The organism is Pseudozobellia thermophila, assembly GCF_900141855.1.
Taxonomy (GTDB): domain Bacteria; phylum Bacteroidota; class Bacteroidia; order Flavobacteriales; family Flavobacteriaceae; genus Pseudozobellia; species Pseudozobellia thermophila.
This window is the reverse complement of the sequence record NZ_FQYU01000013.1, coordinates 1-24,682: the sequence shown is the minus strand read 5'-3', so window position 1 is coordinate 24,682 and position 24,682 is coordinate 1. Positions and strand designations below refer to the sequence as shown.

The window sequence follows — 24,682 nt, the reverse complement described above, 5'->3', positions numbered from 1 at the left end:
AATGAGCGAAGCGTTGTTATAATTTACTTTATATAATCTTTAGCCTTGGCCAAGGCCTCATCGATTCCTTCGGGTTTTTTACCCCCGGCCGTGGCAAAGAAGGGCTGGCCGCCCCCGCCGCCTTGGATGTATTTACCCAGTTCACGGACTATAACGCCCGCATTCAATTCCCTTTCGGCCACCAGGTTTTTGGAGATATAGCACGAAAGCAGGGCCTTTCCGTTCTGTTCGGTACCGAACAGCAAAAAGAGGTTGTCTTCGTTATTGCCCATCTCAAAGGAAAGGTCTTTGATGCCGCCGGCGTCCAAATCGACCTTCTTGGCCAAAAATTTCACCCCGTTCACCTCTTCCAGTTCGTTCTTCAGTTCCCCTTTCAGGTTTTTGGCCTTTTCCTTCAGCAAGTTCTCCACTTCCTTTTTTAGCCGGGCATTCTCTTCTTGGAGCGACGATACCGCCTTTATCGGGTCTTGGGCATTGTGGAGTACCTCTTTAATGCCCTGTAGGGTTTTGTTGTTCTCTTCAAAAAAATCTTTTACGGCATCCGAGGTAATGGCCTCGATCCTGCGTATACCGGCCGCCACGGCACTTTCCGATTTGATCTTAAAATGCCAGATATCGGCCGTATTCTTAACGTGTGTACCCCCGCACAGTTCGATCGATTGGCCGAAGCGCACCGTGCGCACCGTGTCGCCGTATTTTTCGCCGAACAGGGCCATGGCCCCTTGCTCTAGCGCCTCCTTCATGGGCACCTTGCGGTTTTCCTCAAAGGGCAGCCTGCCCTCTATTCGGGCGTTCACAAAATTCTCTACCTCATTTAATTGCTCGGCCGTCAATTTGGCGAAATGTGAAAAATCAAAACGCAGGTATTTCGAATGCACGGCAGAGCCCTTTTGCTCTACATGGGTACCCAACACCTGTCGCAAGGCCTGGTGCAGCAAGTGTGTGGCCGTATGGTTGGCCTCGGTTCGCCGGCGCTGTTTTTTATCGACGACCGCCTTAAAGGTCTCGTTCAGGTTTTTGGGCAGGTTTTTGGCAAAATGGATGATTTCATTATTCTCCTTTTTGGTATCGAGAATATAGATCACATCGCCATTGGGCGCCTCCAAATAGCCCTTGTCGCCCACTTGACCTCCGCCTTCGGCATAGAACGGGGTAAGGTTGAACACCAATTGGTATTGTTCGCCCGCCTTCTTTGAGGTCACCTTTCGATACTTGACCAATTTTACGTTGGCTTCGAGCATATCGTAGCCCACAAACTCCTGCTCTACATCATCGGCAAGCACGACCCAGTCTTCCTTGGAAACCTCGGAAGCCGACTTCGAACGGTTCTTTTGTTCCTGCATGGCCTTTTCAAAGCCCGCTTCATCCAAACTATAGCCTTTTTCCGAGAGGATCAAGGCGGTCAGGTCGATAGGGAAACCATAGGTATCGTACAGCTCAAAGGCCTTTCTGCCGTCGATTTCGGTGCCCTTGGTACCGGCTATTACCTGATCTAAAAGTACCAAGCCCTGTTCCAGGGTGTTCAAAAAGGAATGCTCCTCTTCCTTGATCACGTTTTCGATCAACTGTTTCTGCTCCTTCAGCTCGGGGAAGGCCTCGCCCATGGTATTGGTAAGGATGTTCACCAAGCGGTACATAAAGGGCCCTTTGGTATCTAAAAAGGTAAAGCCATAGCGAATGGCGCGGCGCAAAATTCTACGAATTACATAACCCGCCCCCGTATTGCTCGGCAATTGTCCGTCGGCAATGGAAAACGAAACCGCCCTAATGTGGTCGGCAATAACCCGTATGGCAATATCGGTCTTTTCGTCGGCCCCGTATTTTTTGTGGGTAATTGCCTCTATCTCGCGAATAATGGGTTTAAAGACATCGGTATCGTAGTTCGATTTCACCCCTTGCAGCACCATACAGAGGCGCTCAAAGCCCATACCCGTATCGACGTGTTTGGCGGGAAGGGATTCGAGCTTTCCATCGGCCTTGCGGTTGTACTGCATAAAAACGAGGTTCCATATCTCGACCACCAAGGGATGGTCGGCATTGACGAGGGAAGCACCGGAGACCCGGGCTTTTTCCTCGGCAGATCGGAGATCTACATGAATTTCGGAACAGGGTCCACAGGGTCCCTGATCGCCCATTTCCCAAAAATTGTCCTTTTTATTGCCCATTATGATCCGATCTTCGGGCACGATGGCCTTCCACAGATCATAGGCCTCTTGGTCGATTCCCAATTGGTCGGCGTCGTCGCTTCCCTCAAAAACCGAGACGTATAGGCTGTCCTTGTCGATCTTGAACACCTCGGTCAACAGCTCCCATGCCCATTTGATGGCCTCTTCCTTAAAATAATCGCCAAAGCTCCAATTGCCCAACATCTCGAACATGGTATGGTGGTAGGTATCTTTGCCCACCTCTTCCAAATCGTTGTGCTTACCGCTCACCCGAAGGCATTTTTGGGTATCGACCACCCTCGGGTTCTTGATGGTACTGTTGCCCAGGAAAAACTCCTTGAACTGGTTCATTCCCGCATTGGTAAACAGTAAGGTCGGGTCGTCTTTGATAACCATGGGTGCCGAGGGAACGATTTTATGTCCCTTGTCCCCAAAAAAACTCAAGAATTGTTTTCGGATGTCTTTGGAAGTCATAGAAAGTTATAAGGTTTTATAAATTTTAACGTTATAAACAAAACTATTTTTATATTTGTTTGTTACGTTAAAACGCCACAAAAATAGGATAAAATAGATTCATGTCTAAGGTAAAGTACTATTACGATCCCGATACCCTGTCGTATCGAAAAATTGAGCCCAAGAAAACGAGGCGCTATCGTAATATCGCCTTTTTCTTTTTAGGTTCCTTTCTCTTTGGATTACTGGCCTTGGTGCTTTTGATGAACACCAACCTGATCAACACCCCTAGGGAGCTTTCCCTACAGCGGGAGGTAAAGAACTACGAACTCCAGTTTGAGCTTCTCAATCGCAAGATGCAGCAAATGGAAGAGGTTTTGGCCAATATCGAAGACCGTGACAACAATATCTACCGTCTCTATTTTGAAGCCAATCCCATACCGGAAGAGCAAAGGCGCGCCGGTTTCGGAGGGGTCAACCGATACAAATCCTTGGAGGGTTTCAACAATTCGGAAATGATCAAGGCCACCACCAAAAGGCTCGACATCATCAAAAAGCAGATGGCCATTCAGTCAAAGTCGTTGGACGAGATTACCAAACTGGCCGAGGAAAAGGAAAAACTGTTAATGGCCATCCCGGCCATCCAACCGGTAAAGAACGAGGACCTCAAACGAATGGCCTCGGGTTACGGCTGGCGTTCGGATCCATTTACCAAAGCGCGTAAAATGCATCGCGGCATGGACTTTTCGGCCCCTAAGGGCACACCGGTCTACGCTACGGGAAACGGAAAGGTAATCCGTGCCGACAACGGATCTTCGGGCTACGGAAAGCACATCCGCATAGACCATGGCTATGGCTATAAAACCCTGTACGGCCATTTGAGCAAGTACAATGTAAAAAAAGGACAAAGCGTGAAGAGGGGCGACCTTATCGGCTTTGTAGGCAACACAGGGCGTTCCGAAGCACCCCACCTTCATTACGAAGTATGGAAGGACGGCGAAAGGATCAATCCCATCAATTTCTACTACGGTAGTTTAACGGCCAAGGAATTTGAGAACATGCTCAAATACGCCGCACAGGAAAATCAATCTTTAGATTAATGCAAATAGAGCTCCCAGAAAAAAGGTATTACGGTATTGGCGAAGTGGCCAAGGCCTTTGGTGTAAACACCTCCCTCATCCGTTTTTGGGAAAAGGAGTTCGATGCCCTTAAACCTAAGAAAAATGCCAAAGGCAATCGCAAGTTCACTCCACAGGACATCAACAACCTAAAATTGATCTACCATTTGGTCAAAGAACGCGGTTTTACCCTGGAGGGGGCCAAGATCCACCTGAAAGAAAACCGCCAGAAGACCCTCGATAAATTCGAGATCATCGACAAACTGGAGCGAATCAAGGCAGAACTCGTAAAAATCAAGGAACAGCTGTAACGAATCGGCTCTATTCCCGTCCCATAGGACAAAGTTGCCTTTATCGATCAAGAACCATAACTACATAGCACATATTCACTAAAACACGCAACAATGAAAAAAGGATTAATCGCACTTATTGTACTCGGTGTTATTGCAATCGGTATTTACCAGTGGGCCGTTGGTTTCAACAACAAGGCCGTAGAGCTTCAGGCCGATGCCAAGACCGCATGGTCTAACGTAGAGAGCGCCTACCAAAGGAGAAACGACCTTATCGGAAACTTGGTCAAGACCGTACAGGGTGCGGCCGATTTTGAAAGAGGTACCCTCAAGGATGTCATCGATGCAAGGGCCAAGGCCACCTCGACCAATATTGATGCCAACAACCTAAGTGCCGAAAACATAGCGGCCTTCCAAGAAGCACAGAACGGACTGACCGGGGCCCTAAGCAAGTTGATGGTCGTGGTTGAACGCTATCCCGACCTCAAGGCCAACCAGAACTTTCTCGAACTACAGTCGCAGTTGGAAGGTACCGAAAACCGCATCAACGTGGCCCGGGACCGCTTTAACGAAAAAGTGAACCTTTACGATATACACACCACTAAATTTCCGGGCAAGTTATTGGCGGGACTCTTCGGTTTTGAGGAAATGGCCCGATACAAGGCCGACCCCGGTTCCGAGAATGCCCCCGATGTCAACTTCGAGTTCAATTAAACTATGTCGCGAGTAGAGGATTTTTTAACGGCCGAAGAGGAACAAGAAATTGTGCAGGCCATACTTGAAGCCGAAAAAAATACTTCGGGCGAGATCCGGGTCCATATCGAGGCCCACACCCGCCTTGATATTATGGAGCGCGCCAAGCAGGTTTTCCATTTGCTGAAGATGGACAATACCAAAGACGACAACGGCGTGCTCATATACGTGGCGGTCAACGACCGGAAATTCGCCATTTATGGCGACCGTGGCATCGACAAGGTGGTACCTGCCGATTTTTGGAACACGACCAAGGATGCCATTCAGGCACAATTCAAACAAGGCAATTTCAAACAGGGGATAATAGACGGTATTTTAAAGGCCGGACAAGAACTCCGCACCCATTTCCCATGGCAAGAAGACGATGAAAACGAACTGAGCAATGAGATATCAAAAGGCTAGCATACTTTTCCTTTTTCTCCTTTGCTTCGGCTTTATACAGGCACAGTTCGAGATACCCGAAAAACCTGCCAAACAAACCAGTGTCTACGACTACATAGACCTTTTGCCGGACGGACAGGAAAAGGCCCTGGAACAAAAATTGGTCCGTTATTCCGACAGCACCTCGACCCAGATCGTAGTGGCCATCATCAGTTCCACCAAAGGTGAGAACATTACCTATCTCGGGGCCCAGTGGGGCCAGAAATGGGGTATTGGCCAAGCCGGAAAAGACAACGGGGTGCTGATCTTATTGGCCAAGGACGATCGTCGAATAGCGATCAACACCGGGTATGGGGTAGAAGGCAGCCTAACCGATGCCATGTCGCGTCGGATTATTGAAAATATTATCCTGCCCCGGTTTAAAAATGGCGATTTCTATGGCGGACTCGACCAAGGGGCCGATGCCATTTTTCAAGTATTGAACGGTGAGTTCGACGAAGAACGCACCTTTGACGATGGTGGAGGGTTTCCCCTGTCTTCCCTACTCCCCTTTATCATCTTTTTCGTCATCCTTATCATCCTTTCGAACCGCAATAAGCGAGGTGGTGGGCGAAACGGCGGCAAACGCTCTGGAGGTCTCGATATTTGGGACATGATCATTCTCAGCAACATGGGCCGCAGCAGCGGGTCGGGCGGCTTTGGCGGAAGTTCAGGTGGTGGCTTCGGAGGTGGCTTTGGCGGTGGCTTCGGAGGTGGCGGCTTTGGCGGCGGCGGTGCCTCGGGAGGGTGGTAACAACCCATTCTCCAAAATCGGGAACTGCAGACCCTTTAAGACGCTAAGACACGATCAAACGGGCCTACCCGTACGCATAACGCAACCCTTTGACCAAGCCCCAAACATTTTAGGACTAGTTTCTTGGACCTACCTGCCCCGTTTTTCGCAAAAAGCGAAAAAACACCTTGGGATTTAAAAAAGTATTTTTAAATTCGCTCCCGTTCTACATATGCGCAAAAACACATATGTATAATATAGAAAAGGAAATGGATGATTACATCAAAGTCTTCAAGGCCCTATCGGACATGACCCGATTGAAGATCATGTGGTTACTCCTCAATATTGATGAAAAAGTCTGTGTTTCGGAAATTGTTGATGTTTTGGAGGTATACCAGTACAACGTATCGCGGCATTTAAGGATATTGAAGGATGCCAAGTTGATCAATGAAGTAAAGGAAGGGAAATGGGTTTTCTATCACCTCTCCCCTCTCGAGGGTGAATTTGGACAGTTTGTCCACAAAGCCATCTGCTCCATCCCTGAAACGGAAATGACCAAGGAAATGACCAGGTGTAAAGTGAAACTGGCCCTGCGGACGAAGGACGACGATATTCCGTACCCTGGCACATAGGGTTCGGGAAAGCCATAAATCCTTTTTTTTATCACAATATATGCACACATGCGCATGTAAACATATAATTAACATCAACCTTTAATAAGTTTCCAATTATGAACGAAAAATTGAATTCGGCCCTACAGGAGTTTATACACGTAGGTGGAGTATTGATTTTTATTATTGCCCTGGTATCGATACTAACGGGCTTGGTCAGGGCATTTATACCCCAGGAAAAACTTCAAAAAAGACTGTCAAAAACCGGCAAATACAGTGGCTTGACCGGGGCTTTGCTCGGTATACCAACCCCATTTTGCAGTGCTTCCATGGTTCCGGTATCCATGGGCATGATCGAAATGGGCGCCCCGTTTGCCATGGTCTTTTCATTTTTGCTCTCGGCCCCACTGGCCAATTTTGTGGTAGTAGGCTTTATTTTCGGTGTTTTTGGTTGGCAGATCGCCTTGACCTATTTCCTTATTGTCTTCATAGGTTCCGTATTGATAGGTTCGCTTGTGGGAAAAACATCATTGAAGCATGAAGTAAAACGAATATACTCAATTTCCGCCCCCTGCACCCCGCAACCGGAAACCACCTGTGGGGCCACAACAACGGCGTGCCCAGAGCTATCGAAGGCCGATTCAAATCAAACATCCTGCTCTTCCATGCCCTCGGGATCGCCGGCTTCCGCATGCAGCCAAACCCATCCTTCGAACACCAAACTGAACGAGGCGCTGTCATTTGCCTGGGCCTTGTTCAAGCGCATTTTCCCCTATGTACTGCTCGGGGCCCTTATCAGTGCCATTTCGGCCATCTTCGTACCCGATGCATGGGTACAGGAATATTTGGGCAACGACAGTCCCCTTGCCATTCCCCTGGCCGCCTTCATCGGGGTACCCCTGTATTTGCGAATTGAAATGGCGATTCCCATTCTAAGCGCACTTATCGCCAAGGGCATGAGCATGGGAGCGGCCATGGCCCTTATCATAGGCGGAACCGGGGCAAGCTTACCCGAAATAGCCATTATCTCGTCGATGTTAAAAACCAGGGCGATCATAGCCTTCATTGTTTCGGTAATGGCCATGGCAATTGTCGGTGGATTTATATTTTACTTTTTATTCTAGTATGAAGACCTTAACCCACTTTATCAAATCATTGATCAAGGCCTGCCCCTACACTTTCGTGGGAAGACAATGTAGGGCTGTATTCAAGGGCAAAAAAACCACGGATCTGAAGTACGACGATAAGGCAACAAGGTTTAGGAAGGGAATGAAGACAGGACGGAATATTTCGCTCGTAGGGGTATTCTGTCCCTTTTTCTGGTATGCCCTTTTGTCGGGGGCGAGTACCAACCTTATCGTATTGAACGCCTTGCACTCATCGGCGGTAGTGCTATTGGGGCTTTTGGTGGTATTGGTAAATTACATATTCCTACTGAATTCTAGGCGAAAAGGGTAAATAGAAATTATCGAGCCGCCTTTCAGCGAAGGATTACATCTCTGTTTAGCAAGCTAAAAAACCAATAAAAACGCAACCGTGGAGGAGTGATGATTTTTGCCCATCATTGGCCGGGGTTCCCTTTTTACACCAAGTATGGCCGAAAAGCGCGTTATTGCCAGGAAGCTTTTATGGCACTTAGGTAAACCCACAAAACAAAGAATACCTGTAGGGGAATCCTGAACCATAGATACATTGGACCGTTTCCGTTATAAGTGCCTTTTTGATAGTCGATGGTTTCCAAGGAGGCTTTGATATTGGCAGGTAACATCAGTACAAAGAAGAGTATCAGCAACCACGCCGTAACCACCCTAAGTCTAGGAACTTGAAGTGCCAAGGCGGCCAGTATTTCGACCAAACCGGTAAAATAGACCATTTCCGTTTTGAAAGGAATGAAATCGGGAACCATAAGGGCCATTCCCTTCGTAAACATAAAATGCCCCATGGCCGTAAACAGTAACATTACGGTCATGCCCGTACGGGCAGAGAGGGCGTAATCGCAGGTACCCCGTTTCAATTTCAACACGACCAATGAAATTGCGAAAGTTGCCAACAGTACTATAAGAGGTTTCATCTTTTTTGTGCCAAATTTCAGGATATCGGCCCGCCATTCCTATGAACCCAAGTTAAGAAATTCGCTTTCTGATGCGGCTCAGGGCCTGTGGGGTAACGCCGATATAGGAAGCGAGGTATTTTAGGGGCACTTCCTTGATCAGTTGGGGCCTTTCGGCGAACAATTTCAAATACCTTTCTTCGGCCGTATCGTCCAGCAAGGACTGCTCTCTTCTCGATTTTATCAAAAAAAGTCTTTCCGCCGTTATTCTACCAATGGCATTACCGATTTTAGTCCGCTTGTAAATATCCTGCAGGTCGTTAAAATCCAACCTCCACAAGATGGTCTTTGTTAGGGTCTCGGTCTGGTAGGAACTGGGCGATCGGGTCAAAAACGAGTCATAGGCACTTATAAACTCGCCCTTAAAGCAAAAGCCAAAGGTCAGGTCGTTTTCTGTTTTGGGAACGTACAATCGCACGGAACCTTCTTCAATAAAACTAAGATGGTTCTCTACCTCCCCTTGTTTTAGAAGAATGGTTTTTTTTCGGTATTCGCTTTTTTTGAGTTTCGAGGAAAACACTTGCCAGTCGGCATCGTCCAAGTCAACCATTTGTCGAAAGTATTCCCTTATTTCATCCATGGTGAAGTTTGCCCTACCGGATTGTTACCTGTGCGTAAACCTTGCTTGGGCCATTCGCCATAAAAGTCCCAAGTCGTTAAATTTAGTGCTTTTTGCCTGAACGGCCATGGTTGGAAACCTAGGGTTTACATTTGGTCATTTGGCCATGTATAGGCATTTTCAAGGAGAAAGATTTCTAACTTAGCACCCGTAAAACGACCGGTAAATGCTAGCTCTAAAAAAACACGCCCGCACAGCCTTGCTCTATTTTGCCATAGCGGCCCTTTTGGGATGTGTACTTCGGTTTTTCAGGGTCTTCGACATTCCCATAACCTATAAGTATGTGGTTCACGCCCATTCGCACATAGCCCTGCTGGGCTGGGTGTATTTGGGACTCACCACATTGCTGTACAAGCTTTACTTAAGTGGGGCCGGGGTCGATAAAAAATACAATAAGATCTTCTGGTTTACGCAACTTACCTTGGTTGGCATGTTGCTTACTTTTCCCTTTCAGGGCTATGCCCTTTTTTCCATAATTTTCTCGACGCTTTTTTTATTTGCATCCTATTGGTTCGCTTGGTTTTTCTACAAACACCTGCCTTCGAGGTTTCAAAAGGCCCCCTCCGTAAAATGCGCCAAGGCCGCCCTATGCTATTTGTTGGTCTCCAGCTTGGGCCCGTGGGCCTTGGGGGGCATCATGACTACGCTTGGAAGCGAATCGGTTTGGTACCGCCTGGCCATTTATTTCTACCTTCATTTTTTGTATAACGGATGGATGATCATGGCCTTGGCGGCCGTTTTTCTCTTCATTCTGGAAAAACACCGGCTTGACATGGGCACAAAGACCTTCGACCGCTTCTTCTGGACGCTCAATTTAGGAATCGTCCTTTCTTTCTTCCTATCCACCTTGTTCGCCAAACCGCCCGTCCCCTGCTATATTTTAGGTGGATCGGGTGCCGCCTTACAGCTTGCGGCCTTTTACATTTTAGTAAAGTCCACCCGAAGCCTATTGGGCGCGGACACCCCTATATTTTCCAACTTCCACAAAAAGCTATTAAAACTGGTCGCCGTATTATGGGGCATAAAGATGGCCATGCAGTTATTGAGTGCCATCCCCTATTTTGCCCAGTTGGCGGTCACCTATTTGGACATTACCATCGGCTACCTACACCTGACCTTTTTAGGTGTCGTTAGCATAGCCTTATGGGTCTTCCTTGATTTTTTCGGACTTCTACCCATAAAAAAGAACTTTTTTTACGGCTATGTCGCAGGCTTTGCCCTTACCGAAGTATTGATTTTTTACAAGGGGGTAGCGTCGTGGTTTTCCCTAGGGATGTTTTCCGCCTACTATCCCAGCCTGGCCCTGGTGAGCCTACTGATCTTATTGTCCCTTTTGGGCTTGTTGGCCGGGGGCAAGAAGAACGATGCGGACACTTGACGCCCGGTCACCCATCAAATATCGGAACAGGACCGCCACCATGAGCGTTGGCACCATAGGTTTAATTCATGCTATATTTTTCCCGGTAGGCCGTAGGGCTGATGCCTTCTTTCTTTTTGAACAGGCGCGAGAAATAGGGTGGATATTCAAAGCCCAGTTCATAGGCCACCTCAGCTATACTTTTATTGGGCTGTAATAACCTATTCTTGGCCTCGTCGATCAAACGTAACTGCAAATGTTCGGTCGTGGTCTTACCGGTTTCCTTTTTGAGCGTATCGCTAAGGTAGCGTTGTGAAACCGACATCTGATTGGCGATATGTTCTATACTAGGAATCCCATTTTCCTGCAATTGGCCCGATTCAAAATATGAGGATACTTGCAGGTTAAACTGCTCCAACAGGCTATTGGAAAGTTCTTTTCTATGCAAAAATTGCCTTTCGTAAAAACGGTTGGCATATTTTAGAAGAGTGCTCAATTGCGAGATGATGATGTCTTTACTGAATTCGTCCTGATTGTTGTGATACTCGATCTCAATATTCCCTACAATCGATTCTATCTGCTTTTCCTCCTTGGGGGAAAGATGCAGGGCCTCGTTGGCCGAATACGAAAAGAAGCCATATTTTTTGATTTGATGCGCCAACTCCGTCCCTTTCAGAAAATCTTCGTGAAAGTTGATGGAAAAGCCTTTTTGTTCGAACACCGCACTATTGTCCCACTGCAATACCTGCCTTGGCGCAAGAAAAATCATGGCACCGTTGGTGAAATCGTATTTGGTTCTACCGTAGGTTAGGCTACCTTTTACAATCTTTTTTAAACTAATGGAATAGCAATCGTTGGTGATGGGCGGTGAGCTCTCTTTCGGACAAGGCAAAAAACCGCCTTCCGAAGCGGAAAACACGCTCAGCATCGGGTGTTCCGGACGCGGAAGTTCCAGATAATCCATATAGGCCGATAAGGTTTTAAAATGCTGCATGTTACTTTTTTAAGTCTTTTTCCACTAATAACAATTGTTTGTTGTAGGCATCGATTCTCGCATAGGCCGTACCGTCTACCAATAGAATAACGACCAGCATGGCTATGGTGGTTATCATACTTGCCCTCCAAATCGGTGTATTTACGAACAACAAGACCAAAGCACAGGTGGCGATAAGTATCGGAATGGCCGTAAAAACAATGGTCTTGTATTCTTTTAAGGTGCCGTCGGCACGCTCTAGCTCAGAAGCCACAAATGCCGCTGCATCCGTTTGATAAGCTTTTTCAAATTGGGTGATTCTTGTTTTGTTGGTAAAAAACAAGCCCAGCCCTATGGTCAAAAGCAAGGTGCCTGCTACCAAAGTAGGAATAATGTAGGCCCTGGCCATTTCTGTTTTTCCCAGTTGCCAAAAGCCCAAGCTAGCCACCAAGAACGCGACTCCGAAGAGCATGAAAAACGGCGTTGAAAAAAGTTCGGCCTTTGCCCAATCGGTCGCTGCCTTTAAAATATCCATAGTTGATATTATTTATGAATTCTTGATTTATCCATTAAGTGGGGGTGTTTTCGCCGAAGGGCTTGCCCCAAAGTTTTTAGCTTGTTGACTAAGTTACAAATTCCACTGTACACCCGTTTCCCTTTCCGATAATTCCCAAAGTTTCTCCAACACCGGTTTGTCTTTTGCATGGGGCTCTAGCTTACATTCCCCAACGGGTCCCGTCCAATAATTTTTGCCCGTGGGACCATAGAATCCCTCTTGGTCCAAATCGGGTTCCGTGGCACACATCAATTCGGGGTAGGCACCTTTTTCGGCCGATTGTACCATGGGGGTCAATTTCATGATTTGCCATACGAACCTTGTCAAAAGGCTGCCACTGGTCTTGATCAGTGAGGTTGAAGATGCCCCAGGGTGGCAGGCATATGCCTTTACCTTCGTATTGCCTGCCTGTTTCAATCGGTCTTGCAATTCGTAGACACACATGATCTGCGCCAATTTACTTTGACTGTATACCCCATTCGGACTATAATTTTTGTCCCAGTTCATATCGTCGAACTGTATGGTTTTAATACCTAAATTGTACCCCATGCTTCCTACCACAACAATGCGTCCGTTAGAGGCTTCGATTTGGGGGTAAAGCAGTGCCTGAAGTAAAAAGTTACCATAATGGTTTACGCCCAACTGACTTTCAAAACCATCAACGGTAAAGGTCTGTTTGGGTACTTGGGCAATGGCCGCATTGCACATGAGGGCATCGATTCGGGCAACGGTGTTCTTTATTCCTTCCGCAGCCTTTCTTACGGAAGCCAGCGATGCCAGGTCCATTTGTATATTGGTTACATCAATGGCATTGCCAAGCTCTTGTTTCAAGGTAGCCAGGGTATCGGCCGCTTTCTTGGGGTTTCGGTTCAACATCACCACTTTTGCTTGCTTCGATAGCAGTATTTTGGCCGCCTCAAATCCCGTACCACTGGTTGTACCTGTAATCACAAAGGTTTTTCCCTTGAGTGACCCAATTCTATCGGGTGTCCACCCTTGTTTGCCAAATTGATTTTTAGAACTCATCTTTTCCTGTTTTTCAAATAACAGGACAAAGGTAGGTGCAAGGTGCCCATACCCCCTTATACAGATTTACGAATGGTGTATACTTTTTGGTGGAGTTGTTACCTGTATAGGCCTATGTTTGGTTCTTGACCTTGCCCAGGGTTCTGGCTACGGGCGTATGAAGCAATGGTTTTTGGGTTTCAACCCCGGAACAGGGTGCTTTTTGTTCTTCTGTCAAATACCTTTTAAAGGGTATTTGATTTTATTTCATTGTAGACTTTTTCAAGTTTTCCCCAGTAATCCCTATTCATCCATTTTAAGGCCCGGTAAGAAGTTTCGATCTCTATTATTTTTACCGCGCTTCGTTTTGATAGCGATTGCCGTATCTTGTTAACCAACCACTCCTCCTTAAATCCGGCCCATACCCCGGCAACGTCCATTAAATTCGACCGTAAGACAGGAAAAACTTCGTATTTATCAATCACCCTAACTTCTTCAAAAGAATAGGGACTTTCCAAAATTTTTCGTGCCATATACCTGAAGTCGGCATCCTGAAGTTCGGTATCGCGATAGAATTCGGATAGCGCGGTCCAAATCGGTTTTCTTTCTTCTATGTTCAAGGTTCCGTCCATGCCAAGATCAAAGTGATACTGTACTCAGTACTCCGTTTTGTCGTTTTTTTCTTCCCAGCTTTTAAAAACGGGAAGGGCATCGTTTCGCAGCAATTGAACAAATTTTATTTGTCGATCGGCCATTTCCTTGTCCAATTCATCATAAATAAACTGGTCGTCGAAATCTATGGCCTTCGCATCTTCTTTTGTACAGGCGTAGAATACCGCCTTGGGCCTTGCCCAATAGATGGCGCCCAGGCACATAGGGCAGGGTTCACAAGAGGTATAGATCACACAATCGGTCAACTGAAAGGTATTTAGTTTTTTACAGGCTTCCCTGATTACGACCATTTCGGCATGGGCCGTGGGGTCGTTGGTAGAAGTGACACGATTGTGCCCCTCGGCTATAATTTCGCCATTCTTTACGACTACGGCGCCAAAGGGGCCGCCTGCATTCGAGTTCATTCCCTTTGCCGCCATTTCAATGGCCCTGTGCATAAAAAATTCGTGTTTGTTATCCATAATGGTATGCCACATTGCTTTCAACTTGGGCTAAAGATAAGAATTGAACACAAAAAGCTTGTCAATAAAAAATAGGCTCAATACCTTCTAAATCGGTTTTTCGGGCCTTTTTTGCCCCCGAATTGATCAAACTTATAGGTAAAGCTGCCCATAAAATAGCGGGTCAGCACCGTGCCCTGAAAATCTTGGATAAAATCTTCGCCGGTCGTTCTTCGGGTATTGATGTTCTGATCGAGCAAATCGTAGGCCAACACCTTTACCGTTGCCTTTTTCTTTAAGATTTCGAGCCCCAAGCTCATGTTCCAAAAAACGGCATCCTTTTTATACCCCTCTCCTACGTTGCCGTTATAGGTGTAGCGGATATCGTTGCCCCAGATTACGTTTTTGGGCCAATAGGTGGTGGTTCTTAGGCTGGCGTTCTGCGAGGTAAACCTGACGTCCTCAAAATTATCGAGGTTGTAGTTGGTATTGTTGAAGGCAACCCCATACCCCGGTTCGATCTCGACCAGTTCCTTGTAGTTGATATTGGCCGATATATAGGGCGATACATCAAGGCTTTGGGCCTCTAGGCGCACCCCGTTGCTAAAACTCACCTGCCTGCCAAAATTGATACCGGGCCGCAAGTTGAATTTGGCGGTAAGGGTACTGTCTTTTTTGATTCCCTTTGAATAGCCGAATCCGGCCCAACCGTTGTAGTTGCCATCGACATTCGCATACCTTGTGGTTCTCAACAGGTTTTCGTCGGTAGTCGAAATACCCGACACCCTGTCTTTGTACACGTCCATATTAAAATAAACGTACATCCCGGTACGCTCTTTCCAATTAAAATCGTTGTAGTTAAAACTGATGTTGTGCCGTACCGCCGGAGATAGTTCCGGATTACCGATAACGATGTGCAGGGGGTTGCTGATATTGGGAACCGGCCGTAATTGGTTGACCGAAGGAAAATTCAAACTACTTCGGTACCGGGCACGAAATCGCTTATTTTTACCAAAGGAATAGCGCACCCTGGCATTGAACAACAGGTTTTCATACGATTTGGTAAAACCGGTATTCTGTAAAAAGTCTTGATTGCCCAATTCACTAAACTTGTATTCCGCCGCCACCCTAAAGTGAAACTTTTCGCCATTTCTCCTTATTCCTATGGATGGGGTTTGCTGTACATTCTTGAAATTGAAGTTGGAACTCTGCTCTTGGTTAAAAAGGCTGTAGGTCCCGTCTTCATCACTATCGAACACTTCCTTCCTGTTATCCCTATCGTCATAGCTATAGGCATATTCAAGATCCAAAAAGGTCTTTTCGGCAATAGGATGCCTATACTCCCCACTTACCTCATAGAAATTTCTTTTATTGACAACCTCCGAAAATTGATCGAGCACCTGTGTCCCGTCATCCGCATCAAAGACCTCGCTTACCGAATACAGGTTGGATTGCGTGCGGTCTTCGTTGTTGGTATTCCTAAAAGACAGGCTTATGAACCTTCCGATGGTATCGAGCTTTTTAATAATGCTAAAGCGATTGCCGAAGTTTCTCTGGAACCCGTCGTCCGTTGTCGTGCGTTCGTTCCGGTTGATCTGGGCACCCTCACCATCGTAAGACACCGAGCTGTTTGTATTGTAGGAGTCGGTGCGGTTGACGCTCATCGAAGGCTCCAGGGTTACGCGTAGGGTCTTATCGATATCGAACTCCAGATTGGCCGCCCCGCGGTTGGAATTGGTGCTGCCCCTAAACTTGTTCTCGCTATCGGTAAAAAACCGACCCTCGGGCAAAATGTTCTCCCGACTGGTCTTTTGGTCGTTGTAGCTATCGCTATAGCCGTAGAAATAGTTTCCATCGATTTCATACTTGCCCTTTTGGGCATCGGCGTAACTCGCCCCTAGATTGGAAGAGGTCGTAATCCCGTTTCCGAAATTGTTCAACAGGCCCGCATCCCTTGCGCCATTGTACCCACCCCTCGACCTACCTACCATATCATAGATTTCATCAAAGGAAAAACCCGAGTTGTTGATGTTGTTCGAGCTAGCAATTGCACTTGCCCTCTTGCTATCGTTAAAGTAATTGAGAATGCCGTTCAGCTGGTACCTTTCATCGCTACCGTAACCTGCCGATACCCGGCCCAGCACCCCCTTGTTCTTGTCTTTTTTGATGGTGAGGTTGATGGTCTTGGTTTCCCCGTCGCCTTCTTCACCCGTAAACTCCTGGGTTTTTGTTTTGGTATCGGTGATCTGTATTTTATCGATTACCTCTTTCGGAAGGCTTTTGGTCGCCACCTTGGGGTCGTTGCTAAAGAACACCTGTCCGTTGACCAATACCTGGCTGACCTCCTTACCGTTTACCGTTATCTTGCCATCGCTATCGATGTCCACTCCCGGTAATTTTTTCAACACATCCTCAACGTTGGCATCGGGCCGGGTCTTGAACGAGTCGGCGTTAAACTCCATGGTGTCCTTCTTGATGGTTATGGGCACCCTTTCGCCCACGACATCCACTCCTTCGAGTTCTTGGGTCTGGGGTTCTAAACGTACGGTGCCGAATTTCACCTCGGGCTTTACCTCCACCTGCATGGTAAGGGTCTTATAGCCGTTGTACGAAAAAAATAGGTTCATTTTCTTTAAGGCGGAGCGATCTTCGAGCTCGAAATACCCGTTTTCATCGGAAATCGTATAGGCCACGAGGGTACTATCTTTGGGCGATTCGGCATAAATGGTGGTAGCTTCGAGGGGCTGTTCGGAGGCGGCGTCGATGACCGTGCCCGAGATTTTGAATTCTTGTCCGCAAACGTTGTAGTAAAAGCAGGTGCACAGTACGAAAACTGGCAAGATCTTGTGCATTTGGTTTTGGTTTTGGTGGTTTGATCACTAGGAAAGGACCAAAAATAACATTCCAACTAAAACCTTAGTTACCTATTAACAAAAGTTTATGTAACTGTAAGGCCTTCAGCGTTCACCAATGCACAACAAGGGGAGCTTCCACCCTCTTTCCCGTTTATTTCTTTCGCATGAATACGGTAATGGGCACCCCGGTAAAATCGAAGTTCTCCCTAAGTTGGTTCTCTAAAAAACGTTTGTAGGGTTCGCGCACGTATTGGGGCAGGTTACAGAAGAAGGCAAATTGCGGATAGGGTGTCGGCAATTGGGTTATAAACTTGATCTTAACGTACTTATCTTTATAGGCTGGTGGCGGGGTACGCTCAATAATGGGCAGCATAACGTCGTTCAGCTTGCGGGTCTTTATTTTTTTCGACCTGTTCTTGTACACCTCTACCGCCGTTTCTATCGCCTTAAAAATACGTTGCTTGGTCAAGGCGGAAATAAATATAATCGGCACATCCACAAAAGGCTCGATGGCTTTTTTAATGCGCTGGGTGTACTGCTTCATGGTATTGGTCTCCTTATCTTCCACCAAATCCCATTTGTTGACCAGTATAACGACCCCCTTGTTGTTGCGCTGGGCCAACCAAAATATGTTTTCCACCTGTCCGTCGAAGCCTCGTGTGGCATCGAAGAGCAGCAAACATACATCGCTATGTTCAATGGCCCTTACCGAGCGCATCACCGAATAAAACTCCAGGTCTTCCTTTACCTTGGCCTTTCGCCTAATGCCAGCCGTATCGACGAGGTTGAACTCGAAACCATAACGATTGTACCGCGTATCGATGCTATCGCGCGTGGTACCCGCGATGTCCGTTACGATATACCGTTCTTCGCCTATAAGGGCATTGATAAACGACGATTTACCGGCATTGGGCCTTCCCACTACGGCAAAACGGGGCAATTCGGTCTCTTCCCCATGGGTTTCGGGAAGCACTTTTACCAAGGCATCCAATAGATCGCCCGTACCGCTGCCGTTTATGCTCGAAAGGGTAAAATACTCCCCTAGCCCCAGGGCGTAAAACTCAACGGCATCTTCGGCCCTTTTGGCATTGTCTACTTTGTTTACGGCCAAAAAAACGGGTTTGTCGACCCTGCGCAACAAGTTGGCCACATCCTCATCCATACCGGTAATCCCTGCCTCGACATCCACCATAAAAATAATGGCATCGGCCTCATCGATGGCCAGTTGGACCTGCTTATCGATTTCTTGCTCAAAAATATCGTCGCTACCCAAAACGTAACCTCCCGTATCGATCAAGGAGAATTCCTTACCGTTCCAATCACTTTTTCCGTAATGGCGGTCGCGGGTAACCCCGCTAACGGCATCGACGATGGCTTCACGACGTTGGATCAAACGGTTAAAAAAAGTGGACTTTCCCACATTTGGTCTTCCCACAATGGCTACAATAGCACTCATTTGCATTTAATTTTACGACAAAAGTACCACTAATATTTTAACGAAATACGTATCTTATTCTCTAACAAAAGTCATTGACCATGAAAGTCTTGCCCAACGACATCGTTCTGCGCCCCCGATTTCAGTTGGAACTGGCGACGGCGAAGGAAACCCTTTTGCAGGCCTTCGAGAAATCAGGGCGAGCCCCCTTTGTCATAAAACGTCTGGACGACCATGTATTCATAAAGTTCAATGCCGGCCATATTCATTTTTGGTCGCCCCAATTGCAGTTGGAAGTGGAGAATATGGAAGATGGCAAAAGTAAGGTTTACGGACTTTTTGGCCCCAACCCTACCTTATGGACCTTTTTTATGTTCCTTCACTTTGGGATAGCCACTTTATTCACCATACTGGGTATCTGGGCCTATTCGCGGGCATCTTTGGACAAACCCTATGGACTCCATCTAGGCCTAATGGTCTTTATGGTCGTGCTCTGGTTCGTTTTATACGCTTTTGGAAGGGCGGGCAAGCAAAAGGGAAAGCCCCAAATGCAAGAGCTCTACGATTTTATGAAAAGGGTCATCGAGGCCTAATCCTGCCCCAATGACCCCTTATCGACAAGGCTTATATGTACACTATTTTATTTCATAGATGGAAATCGTATTGCTCACCTCGTTGGTAACGACCAATAGGTTTTCCTTAGTGGGGCTATCCTTCGCCGGCACTACCAACAGGCCTTCCGGCGCCACGTCTTGAACATCGAAAATCCAATTTAAAAAGGCGGGTGCCGTCGGGTTCGTAATATCGTAGACCAAGACGCCTCCCGTTCGTTCCAAGCCGACGAACAACAAGGTAGTGCCCCCCACTTTGAGCGTGGTTACCGCTTCGGGCTCGGCCCCTTTGTCATCGCTTCTCCCATCGGGCTCCCCTTCGTCGGCGTTAAAATAATCGGGGGCCATTTCGAAGGTCTTTCTCCCGATATCGTCCCCACTGTCATACACCAAGCTACCGTGGGTATCCCAAATGGAAAACGACCGGCCTCCATACGAATAGATCTTATCGTAATCGCCATCCCCGTCAACATCGCCGTTGGCGGTGGTTATTTTTAGGCGGCCCAGGTTTTCATCACGCTGCAATTCTTCGGCGTCGGGAAAAGCCGTCGGATCCAAATCGAGGTCTTTTACCCTTTCTTCCTCCGAATAGCCGTCGTAATCCCTGGAATCTCCCTCATTGGCGGTAATCAGGTAGTCGCTTCCCTTGATTTTTGCAAAGGAAATGGCATCGGGCATATAGAAACCATATACCGGCCAATTTTGAAAATTGCCGACAAGGCCATCCTTGTTACTGGCATCCATGGTATTGTTCCCCAACCTATGGTCCTTGGTCCCTAGGCCATAAACCGCGGATATGGCCATGGCCCTAAGGTCTACTACCGCTATGCCATTGTTCTCTTGCAAGGTTACGTAGGCGTACTTGCTGTCGTCGGATACGGCCACGTATTCGGGCTCCACGTCTTGGCTTAAAGTAGCACCTGGACCGAACACCCTAAAACCGTTACCGATCTGGCCGGCATCAAAATTGGAGAAATACAGGGTACCGACCTCCCTTTTTTTCAAATCGATGACGGTAATGGAACCCTCGGGATCTACGGTATACCCATCATTGGGCTCGCCCTCGTTGGCAGCAACTATGTATTTGCCGTTGGGGGAAAAGGTAACCATATCGGGAAGGGCCCCGGCGGTATACGAATCGACCAACTGAAGACTCTCGGTATCGTAGGTCGCAATAGCACCATTTGTTTGCTTATTCGCATTCTCAACGGCCACGGCCAAGAGTCCACCATGTACGGCCACACTGTTCGGCGTTCCGTTGAGGGGTATACCCGATAGTTTCACCGCATTTGAAGGGTCGGCGATATTCCAAACGGACACCTCGTTTTCGTTGGGGTTGACAATGAACAGTCGTTGCGTCTTGGCATCGAAGGCACTGATCTCTGCAAAGCCTTCGTCACCGGAGCCGTTTGCAAAGCCGCCGATTTTGTTAAACCTAAGCTCGGAAGCATCGGGGCCTCCACCAGGCGTGCCTATATAATCTTTAATACATGAAGAAAGGGTGGCACCCACAACGAGTGCCATCAATAAGGATCTTTTCATTTTTTGGTATGGTTATTTATTTCCAACAAAAATGAAAAACCACCTTGACCCCAAGGTAACCTAATCAATAAGCTAAGGTTATGAATCAGTTTTGGTTATACCCAAAGCGTTTGAGTTGCCGGGCATCGCTTCGCCAGTTTTTATTAACTTTCACATAAAGTTCCAAGTACACCTGCTTTCCAAAAAACTTCTCCAGGTCTTTACGGGCCTCTACCCCTACCCTTTTTAGGGCACTTCCCTTATGGCCGATGATAATGCCTTTTTGCGAATCGCGCTCCACCATGATCACCGCCCGCATCCGGATGATATCTTCGTCTTCATGAAATTCTTCGGTCTCTATTTCTACCGAATAGGGAATTTCCTTTTTGTAGTGTACCAGTATTTTCTCGCGGATGGTCTCATTGACGAAAAACCTTTCCGGCTTATCGGTCAACTGGTCTTTGGGGTAATAGGGCGCTGCCTCGGGAAGCAATTCGATAATCCGTTCGAAAACATTCTTGACGTTGAAGTTCGACAGGGCAGAAATAGGATGCAGCTCAACGGTAGGAAGCATTTCCTGCCAGTACTGTACCTGCTCTTCGAGCAATTCCTGCGTAGCCGTGTCGACCTTGTTCAACAGCAAGAGCACGGGAATTTTGCTGTTCTTTATCTTTTCGAAAAAAGCCTCGTCCTTCAGGGCCTTTTCACCGATCTCTACCATATACAGCAGTACGTCGGCATCTTCAAAGGCCGATTTTACAAAGTTCATCATCGACGACTGCAGCTCATAGGCCGGCTTGATAATGCCCGGGGTATCGGAAAGAACGACCTGAAAATCGTCGCCATTGACAATGCCCAGGATGCGGTGCCTTGTGGTCTGCGCCTTTGAGGTGATAATGGACAACTTCTCTCCCACAAAAGCATTCATAAGGGTAGACTTGCCCACATTGGGGTTACCTATAATATTTACAAAACCTGCTTTATGCTTTTGCATCCTTTAACTTTTTAAAATATTCGGCCGAAGCCTTGTTTACCTTTGGCGCCAACAAAAGTACGGCAATCATATTGGGTATCACCATCAATGCGTACGAAAGATCGATCAGGTTCTTCACCAGCTCAAGGGAGGCCACCGCGGCAAAAACGATCATAATTACAAAATACCAATTGTAAAACTTACCGATTTTGGCATTCGTTAAAAACGACAAACACTTTACGCCATAGTACGAATAGGTAAAAAGGGTCGATAAGGCGAAAGCCGTTACGATGACCATCAAGAGATCGTCGCCCAAACCGAACAGGGTGGTCTCAAAGGCGGAAAGCGTCATTACGATACCGCTGGAGTCTTCTAAATACGCCCCGCTCAAAATAATAACCACTGCCGTAAAGGTACAAACCAATATGGTATCTATAAACGGCCCCAACATGGCCACGAGTCCCTCTTTGACGGGACTATCGGTTTTCGACTGTCCGTGATACATAGGCGCACTACCCAAGCCCGCTTCGTTGGAGAACATGGCCCTTCGTATACCGATGATCACCAAGCCCCAAAAGCCTCCGGTAACCACGGTCTTAAAGTTCCAGGCCTCGGTAAAGATCATTTTAAGGGCGGGAAGGATCTGCGAAGAGTTCAATACCATTACCACGATCACCGCAATAAGGTATACCAATACCATAAAGGGAACGATCGCCGAGGCCACCTTGGCGATCTTGGTCAGTCCGCCAAAAATAACCAGGGAGGTAATTACCGCCAATGCAAGTCCTATGCCCAACTTCCAATTCTGTTCGCTTGCCGCGAACAAGGTTTCCTCGGGTTCGACCACGCTCATGAAGGTTTCGGTGAATTGGTTGGCCGTAAACACGCCCAAGAAGCCAAAAAGGCCGCAAATCGCAAAGAAGGTGGCCAAGGGCCTTGCTTTGGGCCCTAGCCCCTGCGTAATGTAATACATGGGGCCTCCCTGTAGTTTTCCGTCGGCATCGGTAGTACGGAACATAACGGCCAGACTACAGGAATAGAATTTTATGCACATACCGATCAGGGCGGTGGCCCAGATCCAAAAAACAACGCCCGGCCCACCATCGTGTATGGCGATGGCGACCCCCGAAATATTGCCCAAGCCCACGGTGGCAGCAACCGCCGCCGATAGGGCCTGAAACGAGCTGACATCGCCCTTGGCGTTTTTATCGTCGTACTTGCCCGCCGTAATGGCAATGGCATGGCCAAAAAACCGATAGGGCAAAAATTTGGAATAGAACACTAGAAAAAGTCCACCCCCAATAAGCAAAAGAAACATAGGCCACTCGGTATACGGCAAGGCACTGGCAATAAAATCGTTAATTCGCTCCATAAATACTTAGCAAGTTTCGAAGGTATGCATTTTAACGATTTTAATTTAAAGTGGCAACAAAAAGATTCTGCCCACAAGTTTTGATAATACCATAAAACCGTTGTATATTTGTCGCCCGTTACAAATAGTAGCGGCCTTCTCGGCAACGTCATGGGTTGCGGTCGTAAGACAAGTGGGAAGAAACCCATATCGCGGGGTAGAGCAGTAGGTAGCTCGTCGGGCTCATAACCCGAAGGTCGCTGGTTCGAGTCCAGTCCCCGCTACAAGGCAAGCCATCAACGAAAGTTGGTGGCTTTTTCTTTTGGGGCAAGTTGGCCTGGCCCGTACAAGGGCAAAGCCCGAGTTTCGAAGGCTTCGGAATGTGGATACCCAAAAAAAGCATATACCTGAACAATTATCCCTTATTCCGGAATAGGATTCCCATTATCCAGTAAAAAAACCAGACCGTTAATTGTAAGGTAGGTATCAGATGTTCCCAATAGGCCCAAATGCCTTCCTACAAAATAAACCTCCCCATTGTCCGGCATGGTAAAACTGGCCGTATCCTGTTCATTAAAATACTCATCCTTTAAACCATTCCAAGAAGTAGATAGACCAGACAATACGGTCCCAGCTCCATTGGGCTCAGTACTCACGCTTATTTCAGCCGACCCCTTTCCTGAACCTGCAGAAACAATTTTTATTGTAACCGTAGATCCGGCAGAGGCGTTAAGACGGCCCGTTGACCGATCGAAGGTAGTGGGGATCCTTACCAATATATTCAGTGTCATGGAGTCCGTTCCCCCGTGCCCGTCATCAACGGTCAATACAACTTCATAGTCTCCCTCATTTACATATTGATGCGTTGGATTGACCAAATTGGACAGGCCACTTCCATCCCCAAAATCCCACGAATACGTTAAATCATCCCCATTTGGATCGTATGAACCATCCCCTATGAAGGACACAACGGAACCAGGAGCAGAAGTACTGGGGGCCGAAGCTACGGCGATAGGAGCCGTATTCTCCACCGTAACCGTTATCGTTTGAGAATCGCTAAGTGGGGGCGTACCATCATCAGTGACTGTATAAACAACATCATAAACCCCTGCGGCAGGGAATATATGCGAAGGGCTTACTTGGTTCGAAGTAGCACCATCGCCAAAATCCCAAAAATGGCTGATAGCCCCTTCCGAATCCGAGGAATTATTAATAAACTGGACCGTTAAGGGTGCTGCCCCGGAAGTCGGAATGGCAGATACATCAGCAGTCGGAGGCTCATTGCCCGGTGTATTGACGATTACCTCCCTGCTCTTCTGGTCGGCCGGGTTTCCAGCCTCGTCACTCACGTTATAGGTCACCGTGTAGGTACCGGCAACGCCCGTATCCGGAAGTCCGGAAACCACCACCTCCGCGGTTAGGTCCCCGTCAACATCGTCAGTCGCCGTATATCCCGGCTCGACGTAGGCCTCCCCCACCAATAGGTTCACCGTACCCCCCACCAAGAGAATCTCTGGCGGAGTGGTGTCAGCGGCCTCGCTTACGATTACCTCCCTGCTCTTCTGATCGGCCGGGTTTCCCGCCTCGTCGCTCACGTTATAGGTCACCGTGTAGGTACCGGCAACGCCCGTATCCGGAAGCCCGGAAACCACCACCTCCGC

Annotated in this window: 24 protein-coding genes and 1 tRNA gene; 11 read left to right on the top strand and 14 right to left on the bottom strand. The window is 47.6% G+C overall.

The window, feature by feature from the left end:
- Positions 1-23: 23 nt before the first annotated feature.
- Positions 24-2,639 (bottom strand): alanine--tRNA ligase, encoded by a 2,616-nt coding sequence (gene alaS, locus BUB37_RS19385; RefSeq protein ID WP_072995493.1) that lies wholly within the window; start codon positions 2,637-2,639, stop codon positions 24-26.
- 101 nt (positions 2,640-2,740) lie between these two features.
- On the opposite strand from alaS, the gene BUB37_RS19380 reads away from it, so the two are divergent.
- The 8 genes from BUB37_RS19380 (at position 2,741) to BUB37_RS19345 (ending at position 8,001) form a co-directional block, all read left to right on the top strand.
- Complete coding sequence (locus BUB37_RS19380) at positions 2,741-3,718, top strand: M23 family metallopeptidase (protein WP_072995492.1); 978 nt, start codon at positions 2,741-2,743, stop codon at positions 3,716-3,718.
- Positions 3,718-4,047, top strand: coding sequence for a MerR family transcriptional regulator (locus BUB37_RS19375; RefSeq protein ID WP_072995491.1), 330 nt, complete (start codon positions 3,718-3,720; stop codon positions 4,045-4,047). The genes BUB37_RS19380 and BUB37_RS19375 overlap by 1 nt, the downstream gene beginning before the upstream one ends.
- Positions 4,048-4,140: 93 nt before the next feature.
- Positions 4,141-4,740: a LemA family protein gene (locus BUB37_RS19370; RefSeq protein WP_072995490.1), complete on the top strand. Its 600-nt coding sequence runs from the start codon at positions 4,141-4,143 to the stop codon at positions 4,738-4,740.
- 3 nt (positions 4,741-4,743) lie between these two features.
- Entirely contained in the window at positions 4,744-5,181 is a 438-nt protein-coding gene (locus BUB37_RS19365; protein WP_072995489.1) for a TPM domain-containing protein, read from the top strand.
- Positions 5,162-5,953, top strand: coding sequence for a TPM domain-containing protein (locus BUB37_RS19360; RefSeq protein ID WP_072995488.1), 792 nt, complete (start codon positions 5,162-5,164; stop codon positions 5,951-5,953). Before BUB37_RS19365 ends, BUB37_RS19360 begins: the two co-directional genes overlap by 20 nt.
- Positions 5,954-6,180: 227 nt before the next feature.
- A complete protein-coding gene (locus BUB37_RS19355; protein ID WP_212635331.1) occupies positions 6,181-6,564 on the top strand; it encodes an ArsR/SmtB family transcription factor in 384 nt (127 codons plus the stop codon).
- Between the two features lie 98 nt (positions 6,565-6,662).
- Entirely contained in the window at positions 6,663-7,667 is a 1,005-nt protein-coding gene (locus tag BUB37_RS19350; RefSeq protein ID WP_072995487.1) for a permease, read from the top strand.
- 1 nt (position 7,668) lies between these two features.
- A complete protein-coding gene (locus BUB37_RS19345; protein ID WP_072995486.1) occupies positions 7,669-8,001 on the top strand; it encodes a hypothetical protein in 333 nt (110 codons plus the stop codon).
- A gap of 151 nt (positions 8,002-8,152) precedes the next feature.
- Here the strand turns inward: BUB37_RS19345 and BUB37_RS19340 are convergent, their stop codons facing one another.
- A complete protein-coding gene (locus tag BUB37_RS19340; protein ID WP_072995485.1) occupies positions 8,153-8,614 on the bottom strand; it encodes a DoxX family protein in 462 nt (153 codons plus the stop codon).
- Between the two features lie 52 nt (positions 8,615-8,666).
- Positions 8,667-9,233: a Crp/Fnr family transcriptional regulator gene (locus BUB37_RS19335; RefSeq protein WP_072995484.1), complete on the bottom strand. Its 567-nt coding sequence runs from the start codon at positions 9,231-9,233 to the stop codon at positions 8,667-8,669.
- Positions 9,234-9,438: 205 nt separating this feature from the next.
- Between BUB37_RS19335 and BUB37_RS19330 the strand changes: the two genes are divergently transcribed.
- Entirely contained in the window at positions 9,439-10,650 is a 1,212-nt protein-coding gene (locus tag BUB37_RS19330; protein WP_072995483.1) for a hypothetical protein, read from the top strand.
- Positions 10,651-10,711: 61 nt separating this feature from the next.
- On the opposite strand, the gene BUB37_RS19325 is transcribed toward BUB37_RS19330, so the two are convergent.
- The 7 genes from BUB37_RS19325 to der form a co-directional block, all read right to left on the bottom strand.
- Positions 10,712-11,623, bottom strand: coding sequence for a helix-turn-helix domain-containing protein (locus BUB37_RS19325; protein WP_072995482.1), 912 nt, complete (start codon positions 11,621-11,623; stop codon positions 10,712-10,714).
- A gap of 1 nt (position 11,624) precedes the next feature.
- Positions 11,625-12,137 carry a hypothetical protein gene (locus BUB37_RS19320; RefSeq protein WP_072995481.1) on the bottom strand — a complete coding sequence of 171 codons (513 nt, stop codon included), beginning with the start codon at positions 12,135-12,137 and terminating at the stop codon, positions 11,625-11,627.
- A 93-nt stretch (positions 12,138-12,230) separates the two neighbouring features.
- The gene (locus tag BUB37_RS19315; RefSeq protein ID WP_072995480.1) at positions 12,231-13,184 is read right to left on the bottom strand and encodes an SDR family oxidoreductase; all 954 of its coding nucleotides are present in this window, start codon (positions 13,182-13,184) and stop codon (positions 12,231-12,233) included.
- Positions 13,185-13,408: 224 nt separating this feature from the next.
- Positions 13,409-13,783, bottom strand: coding sequence for a DUF7079 family protein (locus BUB37_RS19310; RefSeq protein ID WP_139278146.1), 375 nt, complete (start codon positions 13,781-13,783; stop codon positions 13,409-13,411).
- A 36-nt stretch (positions 13,784-13,819) separates the two neighbouring features.
- Entirely contained in the window at positions 13,820-14,296 is a 477-nt protein-coding gene (locus BUB37_RS19305; RefSeq protein WP_047245513.1) for a nucleoside deaminase, read from the bottom strand.
- Positions 14,297-14,373: 77 nt separating this feature from the next.
- Entirely contained in the window at positions 14,374-17,127 is a 2,754-nt protein-coding gene (locus BUB37_RS19300) for an outer membrane beta-barrel protein (protein ID WP_072995478.1), read from the bottom strand.
- Positions 17,128-17,281: 154 nt separating this feature from the next.
- Entirely contained in the window at positions 17,282-18,586 is a 1,305-nt protein-coding gene (gene der, locus BUB37_RS19295) for a ribosome biogenesis GTPase Der (RefSeq protein WP_072995477.1), read from the bottom strand.
- An 80-nt stretch (positions 18,587-18,666) separates the two neighbouring features.
- Here der and BUB37_RS19290 point away from each other — a divergent pair, with 80 nt between their 5' ends.
- A complete protein-coding gene (locus BUB37_RS19290) occupies positions 18,667-19,158 on the top strand; it encodes a GTP-binding protein (protein WP_072995536.1) in 492 nt (163 codons plus the stop codon).
- Between the two features lie 42 nt (positions 19,159-19,200).
- On the opposite strand, the gene BUB37_RS19285 is transcribed toward BUB37_RS19290, so the two are convergent.
- From BUB37_RS19285 to BUB37_RS19275, 3 genes are all read right to left on the bottom strand, one after another.
- Positions 19,201-20,718: a choice-of-anchor I family protein gene (locus BUB37_RS19285; RefSeq protein WP_072995476.1), complete on the bottom strand. Its 1,518-nt coding sequence runs from the start codon at positions 20,716-20,718 to the stop codon at positions 19,201-19,203.
- A gap of 85 nt (positions 20,719-20,803) precedes the next feature.
- On the bottom strand, positions 20,804-21,691 hold the full coding sequence (gene era / locus BUB37_RS19280; protein ID WP_072995475.1) for a GTPase Era: 888 nt from the start codon (positions 21,689-21,691) through the stop codon (positions 20,804-20,806).
- Positions 21,678-23,042, bottom strand: a complete 1,365-nt coding sequence (locus BUB37_RS19275) for an alanine/glycine:cation symporter family protein (RefSeq protein WP_072995474.1) — start codon at positions 23,040-23,042, stop codon at positions 21,678-21,680. Before BUB37_RS19275 ends, era begins: the two co-directional genes overlap by 14 nt.
- Before the next feature lie 190 nt (positions 23,043-23,232).
- On the opposite strand from BUB37_RS19275, the gene BUB37_RS19270 reads away from it, so the two are divergent.
- A tRNA-Met gene (locus BUB37_RS19270) sits at positions 23,233-23,305 on the top strand.
- A gap of 138 nt (positions 23,306-23,443) precedes the next feature.
- On the opposite strand, the gene BUB37_RS19265 is transcribed toward BUB37_RS19270, so the two are convergent.
- On the bottom strand, positions 23,444-24,682 hold a 1,239-nt coding region (locus BUB37_RS19265), incomplete at its 5' end, for a PKD domain-containing protein (protein WP_139278145.1).

Bases quoted from the DNA above. Each gene is read 5' to 3' on its own strand.
- alaS (WP_072995493.1), bottom strand. From the start codon at position 2,639: ATGACTTCCAAAGACATCCGAAAACAATTCTTGAGTTTTTTTGGGGAC.
- BUB37_RS19380 (WP_072995492.1), top strand. From the start codon at position 2,741: ATGTCTAAGGTAAAGTACTATTACGATCCCGATACCCTGTCGTATCGA.
- BUB37_RS19375 (WP_072995491.1), top strand. From the start codon at position 3,718: ATGCAAATAGAGCTCCCAGAAAAAAGGTATTACGGTATTGGCGAAGTG.
- BUB37_RS19370 (WP_072995490.1), top strand. From the start codon at position 4,141: ATGAAAAAAGGATTAATCGCACTTATTGTACTCGGTGTTATTGCAATC.
- BUB37_RS19365 (WP_072995489.1), top strand. From the start codon at position 4,744: ATGTCGCGAGTAGAGGATTTTTTAACGGCCGAAGAGGAACAAGAAATT.
- BUB37_RS19360 (WP_072995488.1), top strand. From the start codon at position 5,162: ATGAGATATCAAAAGGCTAGCATACTTTTCCTTTTTCTCCTTTGCTTC.
- BUB37_RS19355 (WP_212635331.1), top strand. From the start codon at position 6,181: ATGTATAATATAGAAAAGGAAATGGATGATTACATCAAAGTCTTCAAG.
- BUB37_RS19350 (WP_072995487.1), top strand. From the start codon at position 6,663: ATGAACGAAAAATTGAATTCGGCCCTACAGGAGTTTATACACGTAGGT.
- BUB37_RS19345 (WP_072995486.1), top strand. From the start codon at position 7,669: ATGAAGACCTTAACCCACTTTATCAAATCATTGATCAAGGCCTGCCCC.
- BUB37_RS19340 (WP_072995485.1), bottom strand. From the start codon at position 8,614: ATGAAACCTCTTATAGTACTGTTGGCAACTTTCGCAATTTCATTGGTC.
- BUB37_RS19335 (WP_072995484.1), bottom strand. From the start codon at position 9,233: ATGGATGAAATAAGGGAATACTTTCGACAAATGGTTGACTTGGACGAT.
- BUB37_RS19330 (WP_072995483.1), top strand. From the start codon at position 9,439: ATGCTAGCTCTAAAAAAACACGCCCGCACAGCCTTGCTCTATTTTGCC.
- BUB37_RS19325 (WP_072995482.1), bottom strand. From the start codon at position 11,623: ATGCAGCATTTTAAAACCTTATCGGCCTATATGGATTATCTGGAACTT.
- BUB37_RS19320 (WP_072995481.1), bottom strand. From the start codon at position 12,137: ATGGATATTTTAAAGGCAGCGACCGATTGGGCAAAGGCCGAACTTTTT.
- BUB37_RS19315 (WP_072995480.1), bottom strand. From the start codon at position 13,184: ATGAGTTCTAAAAATCAATTTGGCAAACAAGGGTGGACACCCGATAGA.
- BUB37_RS19305 (WP_047245513.1), bottom strand. From the start codon at position 14,296: ATGGATAACAAACACGAATTTTTTATGCACAGGGCCATTGAAATGGCG.
- BUB37_RS19300 (WP_072995478.1), bottom strand. From the start codon at position 17,127: ATGCACAAGATCTTGCCAGTTTTCGTACTGTGCACCTGCTTTTACTAC.
- der (WP_072995477.1), bottom strand. From the start codon at position 18,586: ATGAGTGCTATTGTAGCCATTGTGGGAAGACCAAATGTGGGAAAGTCC.
- BUB37_RS19290 (WP_072995536.1), top strand. From the start codon at position 18,667: ATGAAAGTCTTGCCCAACGACATCGTTCTGCGCCCCCGATTTCAGTTG.
- BUB37_RS19285 (WP_072995476.1), bottom strand. From the start codon at position 20,718: ATGAAAAGATCCTTATTGATGGCACTCGTTGTGGGTGCCACCCTTTCT.
- era (WP_072995475.1), bottom strand. From the start codon at position 21,691: ATGCAAAAGCATAAAGCAGGTTTTGTAAATATTATAGGTAACCCCAAT.
- BUB37_RS19275 (WP_072995474.1), bottom strand. From the start codon at position 23,042: ATGGAGCGAATTAACGATTTTATTGCCAGTGCCTTGCCGTATACCGAG.